Source organism: Flagellimonas sp. L-11 (assembly GCF_056857735.1).
Genome location: NZ_JBSXNR010000080.1, coordinates 92,645 through 106,804 on the forward strand (window position 1 = coordinate 92,645; position 14,160 = coordinate 106,804).

12 protein-coding genes and 2 tRNA genes are annotated in these 14,160 nt (G+C 41.5%); 7 read left to right on the forward strand and 7 right to left on the reverse strand.

The window, feature by feature from the left end; all coding sequences use genetic code 11:
* Positions 1–36 precede the first annotated feature (36 nt).
* The 3 genes from AC13CC_RS16630 (at position 37) to AC13CC_RS16640 (ending at position 2,163) form a co-directional block, all read left to right on the forward strand.
* Positions 37–678: a hypothetical protein gene (locus tag AC13CC_RS16630; protein WP_293168958.1), complete on the forward strand. Its 642-nt coding sequence runs from the start codon at positions 37–39 to the stop codon at positions 676–678.
* A gap of 128 nt (positions 679–806) precedes the next feature.
* Positions 807–1,373, forward strand: coding sequence for a hypothetical protein (locus tag AC13CC_RS16635; RefSeq protein WP_293168960.1), 567 nt, complete (start codon positions 807–809; stop codon positions 1,371–1,373).
* A gap of 103 nt (positions 1,374–1,476) precedes the next feature.
* Positions 1,477–2,163 carry a hypothetical protein gene (locus AC13CC_RS16640; protein ID WP_482877082.1) on the forward strand — a complete coding sequence of 229 codons (687 nt, stop codon included), beginning with the start codon at positions 1,477–1,479 and terminating at the stop codon, positions 2,161–2,163.
* Positions 2,164–2,226: 63 nt separating this feature from the next.
* On the opposite strand, the gene rpsT is transcribed toward AC13CC_RS16640, so the two are convergent.
* The 4 genes from rpsT to proS all read right to left on the reverse strand — a co-directional run bounded on the left by rpsT (position 2,227) and on the right by proS (position 4,287).
* Complete coding sequence (rpsT, locus tag AC13CC_RS16645) at positions 2,227–2,478, reverse strand: 30S ribosomal protein S20 (protein WP_207032733.1); 252 nt, start codon at positions 2,476–2,478, stop codon at positions 2,227–2,229.
* A 35-nt stretch (positions 2,479–2,513) separates the two neighbouring features.
* Positions 2,514–2,585, reverse strand: a tRNA-Glu gene (locus AC13CC_RS16650).
* Positions 2,586–2,659: 74 nt separating this feature from the next.
* Positions 2,660–2,731: transfer RNA gene (locus AC13CC_RS16655), tRNA-Glu, on the reverse strand.
* Positions 2,732–2,811: 80 nt separating this feature from the next.
* Positions 2,812–4,287, reverse strand: coding sequence for a proline--tRNA ligase (gene proS, locus AC13CC_RS16660; protein ID WP_482877084.1), 1,476 nt, complete (start codon positions 4,285–4,287; stop codon positions 2,812–2,814).
* Between the two features lie 95 nt (positions 4,288–4,382).
* On the opposite strand from proS, the gene AC13CC_RS16665 reads away from it, so the two are divergent.
* Positions 4,383–5,684 carry a hypothetical protein gene (locus tag AC13CC_RS16665; protein WP_482877085.1) on the forward strand — a complete coding sequence of 434 codons (1,302 nt, stop codon included), beginning with the start codon at positions 4,383–4,385 and terminating at the stop codon, positions 5,682–5,684.
* Positions 5,685–5,720: 36 nt separating this feature from the next.
* Complete coding sequence (locus AC13CC_RS16670) at positions 5,721–7,223, forward strand: OmpP1/FadL family transporter (protein ID WP_482877086.1); 1,503 nt, start codon at positions 5,721–5,723, stop codon at positions 7,221–7,223.
* A 161-nt stretch (positions 7,224–7,384) separates the two neighbouring features.
* On the opposite strand, the gene AC13CC_RS16675 is transcribed toward AC13CC_RS16670, so the two are convergent.
* Both AC13CC_RS16675 and AC13CC_RS16680 read right to left on the reverse strand, forming a co-directional pair.
* The gene (locus AC13CC_RS16675) at positions 7,385–8,824 is read right to left on the reverse strand and encodes a T9SS type B sorting domain-containing protein (RefSeq protein WP_482877087.1); all 1,440 of its coding nucleotides are present in this window, start codon (positions 8,822–8,824) and stop codon (positions 7,385–7,387) included.
* 113 nt (positions 8,825–8,937) lie between these two features.
* Positions 8,938–10,740, reverse strand: coding sequence for a T9SS type B sorting domain-containing protein (locus tag AC13CC_RS16680; RefSeq protein ID WP_482877088.1), 1,803 nt, complete (start codon positions 10,738–10,740; stop codon positions 8,938–8,940).
* 133 nt (positions 10,741–10,873) lie between these two features.
* Between AC13CC_RS16680 and folE the strand changes: the two genes are divergently transcribed.
* Positions 10,874–11,554 carry a GTP cyclohydrolase I FolE gene (gene folE, locus AC13CC_RS16685; protein WP_482877089.1) on the forward strand — a complete coding sequence of 227 codons (681 nt, stop codon included), beginning with the start codon at positions 10,874–10,876 and terminating at the stop codon, positions 11,552–11,554.
* Between the two features lie 15 nt (positions 11,555–11,569).
* Positions 11,570–13,051 (forward strand): cysteine--tRNA ligase, encoded by a 1,482-nt coding sequence (gene cysS / locus AC13CC_RS16690; RefSeq protein ID WP_163625991.1) that lies wholly within the window; start codon positions 11,570–11,572, stop codon positions 13,049–13,051.
* Here cysS and AC13CC_RS16695 read toward each other — a convergent pair.
* Positions 13,048–13,956 (reverse strand): AraC family transcriptional regulator, encoded by a 909-nt coding sequence (locus AC13CC_RS16695; RefSeq protein WP_163625992.1) that lies wholly within the window; start codon positions 13,954–13,956, stop codon positions 13,048–13,050. The two genes, cysS and AC13CC_RS16695, sit on opposite strands and share 4 nt — an antisense overlap.
* Positions 13,957–14,160 lie beyond the last annotated feature (204 nt).

A 14,160-nucleotide genomic window follows, 5' to 3' on the forward strand; every position in this document is an offset into this window, starting at 1 on the left:
CGGTTTCCTCAAAAACTGAACATTAAATACTTAACTATGAAAAACAACCAAAAGGCCGTAATTGCATTTTTTGGGGCCATATTACTTTTACTTGGAGCTTGCCAACAAGGGCCCAAGAAAGATGAACCAACCGAACCAGAAGAAGTTTTACCACCCGAAGGCATTATTTCTTTAGAAGAATCCAAATCACTCTACGATAATTACACCAAGAACAGGGTAGGTGTAATCGAAGAATATGAAATGGAGCGATATCCTGACAGAAAGCATATTCCCGCTCGCTTTACATCCTTTAGCTATGCAGACATAAAAGACTATATGGCCTACGTAGAACAAGAGGCCAAAGAAGCTGGCGTTGAAGTTGCATCGCTACGTCTATATTTTGCCAATTATCCGGATAAAGAAAGGTTTCCCGACGGAAAAAAAGTTGTACATCCAAGGCAGAATTCTATTTTTTTAGTCCCCACCACAATTATTGATGGCAAAGAACTCGGATTCTATATTGGTGCAGACGGAAAGGCAAAACCAATAAAAGGTGTTGTGGGCAACTCGGAAACAGGTGAAAAAGATGGAACAAACACATCCCAAGCGGGTTTTGCCCCATCACTCTTTCAGGATGACATTAAGAGTTTGAACCTCAACCACGGAGGTTCAGGACCACCCCCTTACACCGACTTCTAAAAAGTATGTTTGAAGAGCTCTTTAAATATCTGACTGAGCATTTTTATGTACCACTATATCTGATAACTTGGGTAATATCGATATTTCGGTATCGTAGGTATTTCGACACACCGCTTAAATATCTCCCAATGATAATCATTTATACTTTTTTCACAGAGCTCTTGGGCGTACTGATTAAATACAACAACAATTTTCAGTTTTTCTCTGATGGCAGATATGCTTGGCACAATGTTATAATTTATAATGTTTACCAGATTGTGTTTTTTATTTTCTTCTTTGAGGTATACCGAAAAGTGGCCCAGAATGGAACGATCAAAAAACAGATTCGTTATTTAAGTATTCTTTGCATACTATCCTATATTGCCAATGCAATAATCTACAATCCCTTGCACAATCAAATGACCTATGGCCATATCATAGGATCTCTCATGATGGTCTATGTCATTATTCAATATTTCAAGGAAAAAATACAAGAAGAAAAGACGCAACCATTAAAATTCAATCTAATGTTTTGGATTAGTTCGGGTTTGATGGTCTTTTACACATTGTTTCCCATAATTTCTGTAATCTATCTGTTAGATCTTAATATAGGCATCCAAATTTATTTTAGACCATTATTGTTAACATCCATAGCCTTAATGTATGGACTTATCATTTTGGGCCTGCTCATAGGAAAAAGAAAAGCATTCAGGTAAAAAAAAGCCTTCCAAGTAAAAATTTAAGCCTCCAACCTCGAAGGCTTTTATTTCTTATCTTGATTTACCTTTAAAAGCTTTGAGAACCAGACAGCAACCAATAATGGAAGGATTTTACAACTTTATTACCGAACAATACATTCTTCCATTCTATCTTATCGTCTGGATTGTGTCCATGGCCTGTTACCGATCGTATTTTGACACCCCACTAAAGTACTATCCCATTTATTTGATGTACACTTTCCTTACGGAGCTATTGGGGTATTTCATTAAACACTATAACGAATTCCAAGTAGTGAATGTTGAAAAGTATAGTTGGTACAACGTCATTATATTCAACATCTATTCCGTGATTTCATTTTTGTTTTTCTACTATATCTACTGGAAAATGGTTCAAAACAAAAAACATAAAAAGTGGATACAAATTGGGGGCTTGGCAAGTATTTCCGGTTATGTGATAAGTCTATTTTTTCAAAATCCTTTGTACAGCAACCTTTACTATGCCGACATGATCGCTTCCTTTATTTTACTTTTTAGTATATGGCTTTATTTAAAAGAAAAAAAGAACGAACCTACACCCTACCCCAAGAAATACAACCTCATGTATTGGATGGGTTTGGGGTTGATAATCTTTCATTCCGTTTTTCCATTTTTGTTTTGGGTTGGATATGAAGCCCCAAAAATTTGGGTAGATTATCACTTTCGGAGCATATTAAGAATATTGATCCTTATCATGTACGGCACTTTTCTCTTGGGCGTACTTATTCATAAAAGAAAGGCTTTCAGATAAGATTGTTAAAAACAAAAACGCCCCCAATTTGGAGGCGTTCAGAATATTGTGGTCAAACTAAAATTACATTGCTGCAACTTGAGTCATCAATTTACTCTTTAGGTTTGCGGCCTTGTTGTTATGAATGATATTTTTCTTGGCCAATTTATCAATCATACCAACTACGGTAGGCAACAAAGCCTCAGCAGCTTTTTTATCTTCCTCGTTACGCAATTTTTTGATGGCGTTACGCACAGTTTTGTGCTGGTACCTGTTACGCAAACGTACTGCTTCGTTTCTTCTGATTCTCTTTAATGCTGACTTATGGTTTGCCATTGCTTAAATTTAATTCTTTCTAAATCCTTTTGTTGTAGCCCGTAGGGGAATCGAACCCCTGTTACCAGGATGAAAACCTGGCGTCCTAACCCCTAGACGAACGGGCCATTATTTCAATTTCAAAATTTTAAGCTACAAAGTTAAAAAAATAAGCAGCTTTTTAGCCTAAAACTTTTCTTCGTAGCCCGTAGGGGAATCGAACCCCTGTTACCAGGATGAAAACCTGGCGTCCTAACCCCTAGACGAACGGGCCATTTGGTTGCGTAATTGCGGATGCAAAAATACAACTATTTTTAAGTCTTGCAACAGTAATTATTATTTTTTGCAACCTACCTAATAGGCCTTTGCAAACAACACCCGCTGAACAGATGGTTTTCCTGTTACAATACACTTTCCTTCCTCCTTTTCTGCATGCAGTGGAATACAGCGAATAGTGGCTTTGGTCTCCTCTTTTATTCTATCCTCTGTCTCCGTTGTTCCATCCCAATGAGCCGAAACAAAGCCACCCTTGTCCTCAATAATTTTTTTGAACTCATCATAGGAATCCACCTTGGTGATATGGTTTTTTCTATAATCCAACGCCTTGTTAAAGATGTTCTCTTGGATTTCATCCATCAGGGAAACCACCTTGTCCACAACTTCATCGGCCTTTACAATTTCCTTGGACAGGGTATCCCTGCGAGCCACTTCAAAAGTTCCATTGGCCAAATCGCGCTGACCTACTGCCAAACGCACAGGAACACCTTTTAATTCATATTCATTGAACTTAAATCCGGGCTTGTGCGTATCTCGGGTATCATATTTAACTGTTATGCCCCTATCACGCAATTCTTTTACCAATGGCTCCACTTTCTCCGAAATAGCGTCCAATTGATCCAATCCTTTATATATAGGGACAATTACAACTTGAATTGGCGCCAACTGTGGCGGCAATACTAGACCATTGTCATCGCTGTGGGTCATTACCAAAGCTCCCATCAATCTTGTGGAAACACCCCACGACGTGGCCCAAACATACTCTTGCCCACCTTCTTTGTTGGCAAACTTCACATCAAAAGCTTTTGCAAAATTCTGACCCAAAAAGTGAGAGGTACCGGCTTGCAGGGCCTTTCCGTCCTGCATCAATGCTTCTATACAATAGGTTTCTTCCGCACCCGCAAAACGTTCGCTCTCTGTTTTGGTCCCCTTTATCACGGGAACCCCCATATATTTTTCAGCGAATTCGGCATATATATCCATCATAAGCTCCGCTTCTTCCAAAGCTTCTTCACGAGTGGCATGTGCGGTATGCCCTTCTTGCCATAAAAACTCAGCAGTCCTCAAAAAAAGCCTTGTCCTCATTTCCCAACGTACCACATTGGCCCATTGGTTGATCTTCAAGGGAAGGTCTCGGTAAGATTGAATCCACCTTCTGTATGTATCCCAAATAATGGTTTCGGACGTGGGGCGAACAATCAGCTCTTCTTCCAATCTTGCATCTTCATCCACCACAATGCCACTTCCATCCTCGGCATTCTTCAATCGGTAATGGGTAACAACAGCACATTCCTTGGCAAAACCCTCTACATGACTGGCCTCCTTACTCAAGTACGATTTTGGTATGAACAACGGAAAATAGGCATTCTCATGACCTGTCTCCTTGAACATCTTGTCCAACTGCCCCTGCATTTTTTCCCATATGGCATATCCATAGGGTTTTATCACCATACATCCTCTAACTCCCGAGTTTTCAGCCAAATCTGACTTTACGACCAGTTCATTATACCATTTGGAATAATCTTCCGCTCTACTCGTTAACTTTTTACCCATCTATTGTAGTTTGGCACAAAACTTGCGACTTTATTAATAAAAATGATTGGGTAAAACTAATTATTTTTAGTATGTTCAACAATAAAAATTGCGCCATGTTAAAGACTTTACTCCATAAAAAATTACGAATCCCGTCCATTTTGATGGTCAGTGCCATCTTTATGGCATCTTGTGGTTCTTATCAGCAAGCTTCTTATTACGATGATGGCATCTATTCCACCAACAACCGTGTTGTCGGGGTTGAAAAGAAAAATGCCGAAGCAGTAAGAATTGAAGAACAGGAGAACAACATTTACGGCGATTATTTTGGCGACAAAGCAAACGAATACGGTGAAATTTTGGATAGCGAAGTTTTTACCGATATAGACAGTTATTCGAGTCAGGCCCAAAACGACACCATTCCTTACGGAGAACAAACCGATTACATTGCCTATAATAACAACTATAACGGAAACCCTGGTTGGGGCGACAATCCTACAAGCATTTCCATCAACGTTTACGACAACAGTTGGGGCTGGGGCGGCTATTATGGTTGGAACGACCCATGGCTATGGAACGGATGGGGATGGAATGCCGGCTGGGGCTGGGGAGGCCTTGGCTGGGGATGGAACAACCCATGGAGATATAACCGTTGGGGCTGGGCCGGGTATTACGGCTGGGGATACCCCTACAACGGATGGGGCTGGGCTGGTGCTGGCTTCGGATGGGGTGGATACTATGGCTGGGGCGGCTATTACGGTGGTTATTGGAACCGCCCATACTATAACAGAGGATACTATGGCAGAAACTACGCCTACATGTCAGGACGGAGAGGCTATGCTTCCCGTATTCCAGGAACTACACTAACATCTAGATCAAGCGGATATTCCTCTAGGTTCAGAAACAACAGTGGACGTTCCAATGGAACAGTTTCCAGAAACAACGGCTTGGCCAACAGAAGAAGTTCCAATGGCTACAGTAACAGGTCCAACGTTAGAAGGTCGGTAAGCGCAGACGCCGTTGCCAGAAATAGAAACTACAGAACAAGTAGAAGCACAAGAACTTCCCCAAGTTACAATAGAAGTTCAACAAGCTCACGTCGTTCCTATGGGACAACTCCTTCAAGAAGCAGCCGAAGCTACAATAGAAGCAGTTCTCCCTCATCCAGAAGCTATAATTCTGGACGAACCACTAGGAGCTATCAATCCAGAAGTGCTACGCCAAGTAGAAATTACAGTCGTTCTTCCAGTAGGTCGAGCTCCAGAAGTTACCGTAGCAGCGGCTCATCAAGAAGCAGCAGATCCAGTGGCACCTACCGAAGCTCAGGAAGTAGCTCTAGAAGCTCAGGTGTAAGTAGATCTTCAGGAGGCGCATCACGTTCTTCCGGAGGTAGAGGCGGTAGAGGTGGCAGACCATAATCCACAAACTATTTTGATTAATCTAAATCATAAGAAATGAAAAGAATCTCAACTTTCATAATGGTATTGGCATGCACTTTCGCAAGTGCACAGACCATTGATGATGTATTGCGCTACAGCACGGAAAACATTCAAGGAACCGCAAGGTTTCAGGCTATGGGCGGTGCATTTGGAGCCTTGGGCGGTGATTTATCCGCACTAAATGTAAACCCAGCAGGTTCTGCCGTATTCAATTTTAGTGAATTGTCCATAACGGGTTCCAACTATCATAGAAACAACGACGCCCTTTATGGCAACACCCTAAGCAACACTACTGCCAACTCTTTGGATTTTAACCAAGTGGGCGGAGTGTTCGTATTCAATTCATCTACCGATAGCCCTTGGAAAAAAATTGCATTGGCCTTCAATTACGATATGGTGCAAAATTTTGACAACGAGTTTATTGCATCCGGAACAACATCCGTGGGTATCGACAACTACTTCCTCAACTTTGCACAAGGTGAACCCCTGGGGCCACTGCGCACACAAGAGGGGGAATTTATTGAAGATGCCTATTTGGATATTGGTGCCAATCTCGGCTACTCTGCCCAACAGGCATTTCTTGGCTTTCAGGCGGGGATTATAGAACCCGTTGAAGATGACGATCAAAACACTTCCTATTTTCCCAATGCTCAATATAGCAATGTCAATCAACGATATTTACAGAATACATCCGGATACAACAGCAAGTTCACTTTGAATTTTGCCAGCCAATATAAAGAAGATTTGTATTTAGGTGCATCCGTAAATTTCCACAATGTACTGTATGATAGAATTACCTATTTGGACGAGGAAGGCTATGATGCGGAATCGCCCATCCAATACACCTCTTTCGACAATTTATTGCACACGGAAGGTTATGGTTTCTCCTTCAGCTTGGGAGCCATTGCCAAAGTAAACCAATCCATTCGTGTGGGCGGTAGTTACCAATCGCCAACATGGTACACTTTGACAGATGACACATCACAAAGAATCAATTCCAATTTGGCGGTATCGGATATTGACTTTATCAACTTTGGTATTGTAAACCTTTATGATGAATACAGGATAAAAACACCTGAAAAGTTTACCGGTAGCGTGGCATTGGTTTTTGGGCAAGATGGACTTATCAGTTTGGATTACTCCTATCAAGATATGTCCAAAGCAGAGCTTAGACCCACTTCCGACCCTAGTTTTGCCGCAGAGAACGATTTTATTGCAGGTACTTTGGGTGCGGTCAACTCCTACCGTTTAGGAGGTGAATATAGGATAGACCAAGTTAGTCTTAGGGCAGGTTACCGATTTGAAGAAAGCCCTTATGCCGACAGCGATTTTGTGGGCGACCTCAATGGATTTTCCGCAGGTATTGGTTACAATTTTGGGGCAAGTCGCTTGGATTTGGCCTACAGTAGAACCGAGCAAGATGTGAATTCCTATTTTTTTGATGGAGGGATTGATAGTGCTGCCCTCATAAGCAGAATAAACACCAATATCTCTCTAGGGTATACTTTAAAATTCTAAAGCACAGAAAAAGAAAATATAATACAAGAGGCTGTCCAAAAGCAATAAAATTTTGACTTTGTCAGGTTGAGCGCAGTCGAAACCCCTTGGTTATCAGCTTGACTTAGGTTCTCGACTGCGCTCGAACTGACAGATAACAAGCTTTTTAGATTGCCTCTTTTTTATCGAACCAAAGAAAAGTGCCGCCGAACAGATTTGGCCACTAAAATGCCCTCGTCATCACGCTCATACTCCAAACGGAACCAGTAATCGGAGGAAGGCATATCCCTACCATTATAGGTTCCATCCCATCCTACGTTCACATTAATTTGTTTTAAAAGCTTGCCATAGCGATCAAAAATGTAGACCACAGGGTTTGTTAACTCCTCTACCCCGTAAACAGTCCAATTGTCGTGAAACCCATCATTATTGGGCGTAAAGAATTTTGGATACCCCACCACCAAAAACTCTTCAGGTTCCGACATTCCACAACCATTTTTATCGTTAATGACCACAGTGTTTATTCCAGGGGGCACATCCCTAAAAACAGGATCATCCTGAAATTCACCCCCATTAATGGCATATTCATAGTTGCCATCCCCCACGGGAACAATCTCCACATTGTATGGGTCTGTCTGGTCACTGTGCACCAAATCATCTATAACACGCACCTCATCCAGCTCTGGAGTGCCGTAAAAAGTTATCAAAACATCATCGTTATATGTTTGTCCCAAATTATTCTCAACAATAACATAATAGCGCCCTGAATTTGGACTAGTAACAACATACTCCGTTTGACCAGGACTTGTTGGCAAGACCTCTATATTACCGTTATCTTCTCGATCAACGATCCAATCTACTCTACTAATATTTGGACCAAATGGAGAATTCAAAGCTGACAAAATGATATCCGGATCGCCTTCACAAGCAACAATATCAAACCCTAAAAATTCATCCCTAAGTGTACAATCCAAGGCACTGTTTTGATCCTCATCTACCGAAGTTCCGGTAAAAGTCAGCTCAAAAGATTCCGGTTCATCATCAAAATTGGTGTTGTAGTTATTAATATAGAGGTAATAGATTTCTCCTTCCCTAACATTCAACCATTCATCATAAGTGTTCTGACTCCCCTTTACAAAGGGTGCTCCTTCTCGTCCATCTACAGGGTTTACCCCAATTCCTGTAAAACCCGTATCGTTGTATTCATAGTTGCATCGGATGGGCTGCGCACTTCCATCGCCGATTATGGTACAAAAATTTTCATTGGAAGTTTCATCAAAAGGGCCGTACAGTGCAAAATCCCACTCTGCGGTAATTGGGCTGCCAGGGTTTACGGGCAATGCTTCAATATCAAAACCAATTTGTCCATCGACACCTGCTCTAAATACATACCATTCCGTATTGTTCTCAATATTGGCCGAGCTCACACTTCCTTTTTCCAAACAACCTGTTTGGGTGATCACCTCTGGATCAAAATCATCAATATCGCCGCTGCCATCGGTAGTTCCCAAAATGGGTTCATCGGCGCAAACGGGTATGGCGGTTCTGCAATCTGGTGAGTTTTGGGCGCTAACTACTTGAAATAGAAAGAAACAACAGATAGCACTGAATAGAGCTCTCATAGAATTTGGGGCTAGTGGTTACGCTACTTACACCCCATATAACTCTATTAATAATCCTTTTAGTATGTATTTATGCAATAAAATTTGATACTGATGAAAAAACGGGCTGCTTGTTATCGGCGAAGGGAAAAATGGCTTTGTAAATACTTGGCATAAGTTCGGTTGCCATCATCATCAACATAGGATAGTTTGAACCAATAATCTGTGGATGGCAATGGCTTGCCTTGAAAACTTCCATCCCAGCCCGTATCGAACTCGTTCATCTGTTTGATGAGCTTACCATAACGGTCATAAATCGTAACAATCGGCGAGTTTAAGGTAGAAAGCCCCTCTATCTGCCAAGTTTCGTTCAACACATCGCCATTGGGAGAGAAAATCGCCAAATATCCAACCACTACAATATCTTCTTCGACCTCCCCGCAACCATAAGGGTCGCGCATTCTCACGGCATGCACGCCCGGTGGAACACCTTCAAACACATTGCTGCTCTGGTATTCGCCCCCATCTATACTGAACTCATACGCACCATTGTTTTCCGTATTGATGGTTACTGTATTGTTAGCGCTCATATCGTCAATATCAATACTTGAAATCTGTGGCATGGTTGAAATTTCTACGGACACCGTCCTACTCGCTTCACAAACAATTCCATTGGATTGATTGGTGACCGTTACCTTATATTCCCCAGCTTCCGAAACCATAATGGATGGTGTTTGCTCACCCGTGCCCCATTGATAACTATAATTGGCATTCGGTTGCGTTTCCCCGATTTCCAAACTTCCAACGGCCTCGCAAATGACCACTTTCTCATCAAAGCTCAACACAGGTGCCTCTATAGCATTCAAAGCAAAGCTTTGGGATGCATCATAACAATCAGGGTTTGCCAAGGAGGTGGTTCGAACGTAAATCGTATCAGAAACACCTGTCAATATATAGTGTTTTTCCAAAGGATTTATCCCTGCTTCGGCATCGGTCTGTGAGTTATGGTAGCTGACCACAAAATCATCTTGATCCATATCGCCCAATGCCTCATAATTTTTACTGTTCAAATCAAAGGTCATATCCGCTTCGTAACAAAAAGTTTCGTCCAAAACTGTTCCTGTAATCGGAACATCATTAAAACCAACCTGCACATCGCTCACAATGCTTTCTGCGGATGTATCTACCACAACACGGTACTGACCAGAATTTTGAACAGTATGGGTTGCACCATTGGCTCCCGCGATTAATTGATAACCACTTCCCGAGTCCATATACCATTCGTAATTCATGGCCCCAGAGGTAGAGGCATCCAAAACCACACTATCGCCCTCGCAAGCAGCAATGGGCGGTCCCAACAAATTGCTTACAATGGAACAATCCAAGGCACTATTGGGGTAGTTTGCCCAAATATTTCCCGTAAACTGGATGGAAAAGCCCGAATTTATATTGCTAAAATTATTGATAAAGAGGTAGTACTCCTCGCCCGCTTCCACTTGAAGCCAATCCTCGTAATGCACCGAATCCTCATCGCCCGTAGGGTCTTCCCCTACACCGATGAAGCTGGTGTTTTCACTATTATCAAAAAAATTACAACGGATAGGCTCCCCTAAATCACTACAATCGCTCGCACGATACAGGGCAAAATCCCAATCTTCGTTACTATTATGACCAATATTAAAGCCCAACTGACCAGATTCAGCGGTTCGAAAACGGTACCAAGCTGAATTGGATTCAATTACACCCGTAGTGGTCTGCTCTAGGCATCCACTGGAAGCCGCACCATTAAAATCATCAATCCCAAAACCATTTGTTCCACCATTTATAGGCGTATTGCTGCATATAGGAACGGCATTAATACAATCTTGGGCCACCTGCGCTTGCGCAGTTTGCCAAAATAGCAGCAACAGTAAGGTCTTGGCAAAAGGTTTAATCATAAAAGACTGTAGGTTTGGATATTATAAAAGTACCGTGGTACTTGCCTTAACAATAATTTATGTTGTCAAACCTCGACAAGCAGATGTTAAATCCCTCATTAATGTATATCTTTGCTCTCCTTAAGCAATAGCTATGAAACTAGAGCAGGCATTGGAAGAACAATATGAAGAAAGAGGAAACGACCACGTAGGTTCCTCATCGGACACACCTTTAAGAGACGATGCTTTTGTATTGAGCGATGAAGAAAAAATCGAAAGAATACAAAAAAGCGTAAGGGAAATTATGCTTACCCTGGGTCTCGATTTGGATGACGACAGTTTAAAAGGCACACCTAAACGGGTGGCCAAAATGTACGTACAAGAAATTTTTGGCGGATTACATCCCGATAGAAAACCAAAATCATCCACTTTTGACAACAAGTACAAGTACGGCGAAATGTTGGTGGAAAAAAACATTGTGGTTTACTCTACCTGCGAACACCACTTATTGCCCATTGTTGGGCGCGCGCACATTGCCTATATTTCCAATGGAACGGTCGTTGGTCTTTCCAAAATGAACCGTATCGTGGATTACTTTGCAAAGCGTCCGCAAGTTCAGGAACGGATGAACATCCAGATTGTAAAAGAGCTTCAAAATGTGTTGGGAACGGATGATGTTGCCTGTGTTATCGATGCCAAACACCTTTGTGTAAATTCCAGGGGCATACGGGATATTGATAGTAGTACCGTAACCGCTGAATATGGTGGGAAGTTTAAAGATGAGGCCACAAGAAGGGAATTTTTGGACTACATCAATCTCGATACCGAATTTTAAACACCAACCGTTTAAATGCAATTGTACAAAGACCAATCCTTACGAATCCATAATTCACTTACTGGGAAAAAAGATGTATTCAAACCTATAAACGAAGGCCATGTGGGCATGTACGTTTGCGGTCCCACCGTTTATAGCAATGTGCATTTAGGCAACTGCCGCACTTTTATGTCTTTCGACATGATTTTTCGCTACTTCAAGCACTTGGGGTACAAAGTGCGCTACGTCCGTAACATTACCGATGCAGGGCACTTGGAAAATGATGCAGACGAAGGTGAAGATAAAATTGCAAAAAAGGCCAAGTTGGAGCAAATTGAACCTATGGAAGTGGTTCAACGCTACACCGTGGATTTCCATAACACCCTACAACAGTTCAATTTATTGCCGCCAAGCATTGAGCCTACGGCTACAGGTCACATTATTGAGCAGATAGAAATCATCAAGGAAATCCTTGAAAAAGGATTCGCTTATGAGGTAAACGGTTCCGTTTATTTTGATGTGGTCAAATTCAACCAAGATCACGATTACGGCAAGTTAAGCGGTAGAAGGTTGGAGGATATGATCACCAACACTCGCGAACTTACCGCACAGGATGAGAAAAGAAACCCACAGGATTTTGCCCTTTGGAAAAAGGCAGAGCCGCAACATATTATGCGCTGGCCATCGCCTTGGGGAGATGGTTTCCCTGGATGGCATTTGGAGTGTACGGCCATGAGCACCAAATATCTGGGCGAAACCTTTGATATCCACGGTGGCGGAATGGATCTTAAATTCCCCCACCACGAGTGTGAAATAGCACAAGCCGAGGCCAGTACGGGAAAATCCCCTGTCAACTATTGGATGCATGCCAATATGTTGACGCTTAACGGTAGAAAAATGTCCAAGTCCACGGACAACAACATTTATCCTTCGGAAATCTTTAGCGGGGACAACAATATTTTGAGCAAACCCTACACCCCGGCCGTGGTTCGCTTTTTTATGATGCAAGCCCATTACACCAGTATTTTGGACCTGAGTGATGAAGCCTTGCAAGCATCCGAAAAAGGATACAACCGTTTAATGGATGCCCTAGATAGCATCGATACATTAAAAACAGGTGATACGTCGGATTTTGATGTGGCCGCTTGGAGGCAGAAATGCTACGATGCCATGAACGATGACTTCAATACACCGATTTTGATTGCACAGTTGTTCGAGGCCGTGAAGCACATCAACCTCATAAAAGAGAACAAAGAAAGTATTACAGCCGACGACAAAGAATTATTGGCCAATACATTAAAAGCCTTTGTTTACGACGTTTTAGGCGTAGAAGGTCAAGCCTTGGCAAAAGACGATTCCAATGCTTTAAAAGGAGTTATGGAACTATTGATCGAGATGAGAAATGATGCCCGCGCCAAAAAGGATTTTGCAACATCCGATAAAATCAGGGACGAACTCAATGCTTTGGGCATCCAATTAAAAGACGGCAAGGACGGTACAACCTTTAGCGTAAACTAGTGTTTCACAAATTTTGATTGGTATTCACCTGGTGAAACATGGATTTTTCGCTTGAACAAGCGGTTAAAATAAGAACGGTTCTCAAAACCGCATTCCAAATAAATCTCCTTTATTTTCCTATCGGGATTTTTTAAAAGGTCAATGGCCATTTTTATTCGCTCGCTATTGATATAGTCAATGGGTGTTATCCCCAATTCTTCTTTAAAAGTTTTATGGAAATGGGATTCGCTCATGCAAGCCTTTTTGCTAAGCTCGCCAACGGATAGTGTTTCGTGTAGGTGTTGGGAAATATATTCAATCACATAGGCCAACCTATTACTGGAACTTAATTTTGAAGCGTTTTGGGTATATTTTTCTCGTGTATTGCCCTGTAAAATTCGAATAATCAATTCTTGCAGCATATTGTCCACAAAAAAGTCCTTGGACGGATGGTTTTCCGTAAACAAGTACAATAACCGCTGAATGATTCCATAAATGCTGGCATCGTTGGTAAAATGATAATTGTAATCCATCAAAGCCCATTCAGACCCATCGTGCTTAGGCATGGATTCGTTCATCAAGTTGATAACCTTATTGATTTTTTCATCTGAAATCGCCATGGCCAAACAACGTGTCGGATTCTCTTCGTTCGCCTCAGGAAAATCAATACACATGACTTCGTTGGAAGGAAGTATCAAGGATTCACCTGGAAGAAAGTCAAAAGATTTTTTATCCCGAAGGTGCATTATTTTTTTCCCTATCAACATAGATGCAAGTACAGGTTTATTAAATTGAAGGAGCACCTTTTCTGCTTGTAAGTGGGTTTCAAAAACATGCATGGAGGCATTGTTCAATGTATATGAAGTTTGGTTCTCGACCAAATTTTCAAGTTTTCTTTCCTTAAAAAATTTATCTGGCAACTGCATATTTAAATACCTACTTATCAAATTAAAACCTCAATACTTACTAAATATAAAAAATATGACTCCATTTTTTGTTAAAACCATAAAAACAAAGAGGATTGGTCATGTCATTAATAGTATACGTCAGATGTACAGGATGTAAAATCAATACTTTTATAATCAGTCACTTGCACAAAGTAGGCAGATACATAAAATTTAACTTTAATA

Excerpts from the sequence above, each read along its gene's own strand:
- AC13CC_RS16670 (WP_482877086.1), top strand. The coding sequence starts at position 5,721 with ATGAAAAGAATCTCAACTTTCATAATGGTATTGGCATGCACTTTCGCA.
- folE (WP_482877089.1), top strand. The coding sequence starts at position 10,874 with ATGAAACTAGAGCAGGCATTGGAAGAACAATATGAAGAAAGAGGAAAC.
- AC13CC_RS16665 (WP_482877085.1), top strand. The coding sequence starts at position 4,383 with ATGTTAAAGACTTTACTCCATAAAAAATTACGAATCCCGTCCATTTTG.
- AC13CC_RS16695 (WP_163625992.1), bottom strand. The coding sequence starts at position 13,956 with ATGCAGTTGCCAGATAAATTTTTTAAGGAAAGAAAACTTGAAAATTTG.
- AC13CC_RS16635 (WP_293168960.1), top strand. The coding sequence starts at position 807 with ATGATAATCATTTATACTTTTTTCACAGAGCTCTTGGGCGTACTGATT.
- rpsT (WP_207032733.1), bottom strand. The coding sequence starts at position 2,478 with ATGGCAAACCATAAGTCAGCATTAAAGAGAATCAGAAGAAACGAAGCA.
- AC13CC_RS16640 (WP_482877082.1), top strand. The coding sequence starts at position 1,477 with ATGGAAGGATTTTACAACTTTATTACCGAACAATACATTCTTCCATTC.
- AC13CC_RS16630 (WP_293168958.1), top strand. The coding sequence starts at position 37 with ATGAAAAACAACCAAAAGGCCGTAATTGCATTTTTTGGGGCCATATTA.
- proS (WP_482877084.1), bottom strand. The coding sequence starts at position 4,287 with ATGGGTAAAAAGTTAACGAGTAGAGCGGAAGATTATTCCAAATGGTAT.
- cysS (WP_163625991.1), top strand. The coding sequence starts at position 11,570 with ATGCAATTGTACAAAGACCAATCCTTACGAATCCATAATTCACTTACT.
- AC13CC_RS16680 (WP_482877088.1), bottom strand. The coding sequence starts at position 10,740 with ATGATTAAACCTTTTGCCAAGACCTTACTGTTGCTGCTATTTTGGCAA.
- AC13CC_RS16675 (WP_482877087.1), bottom strand. The coding sequence starts at position 8,824 with ATGAGAGCTCTATTCAGTGCTATCTGTTGTTTCTTTCTATTTCAAGTA.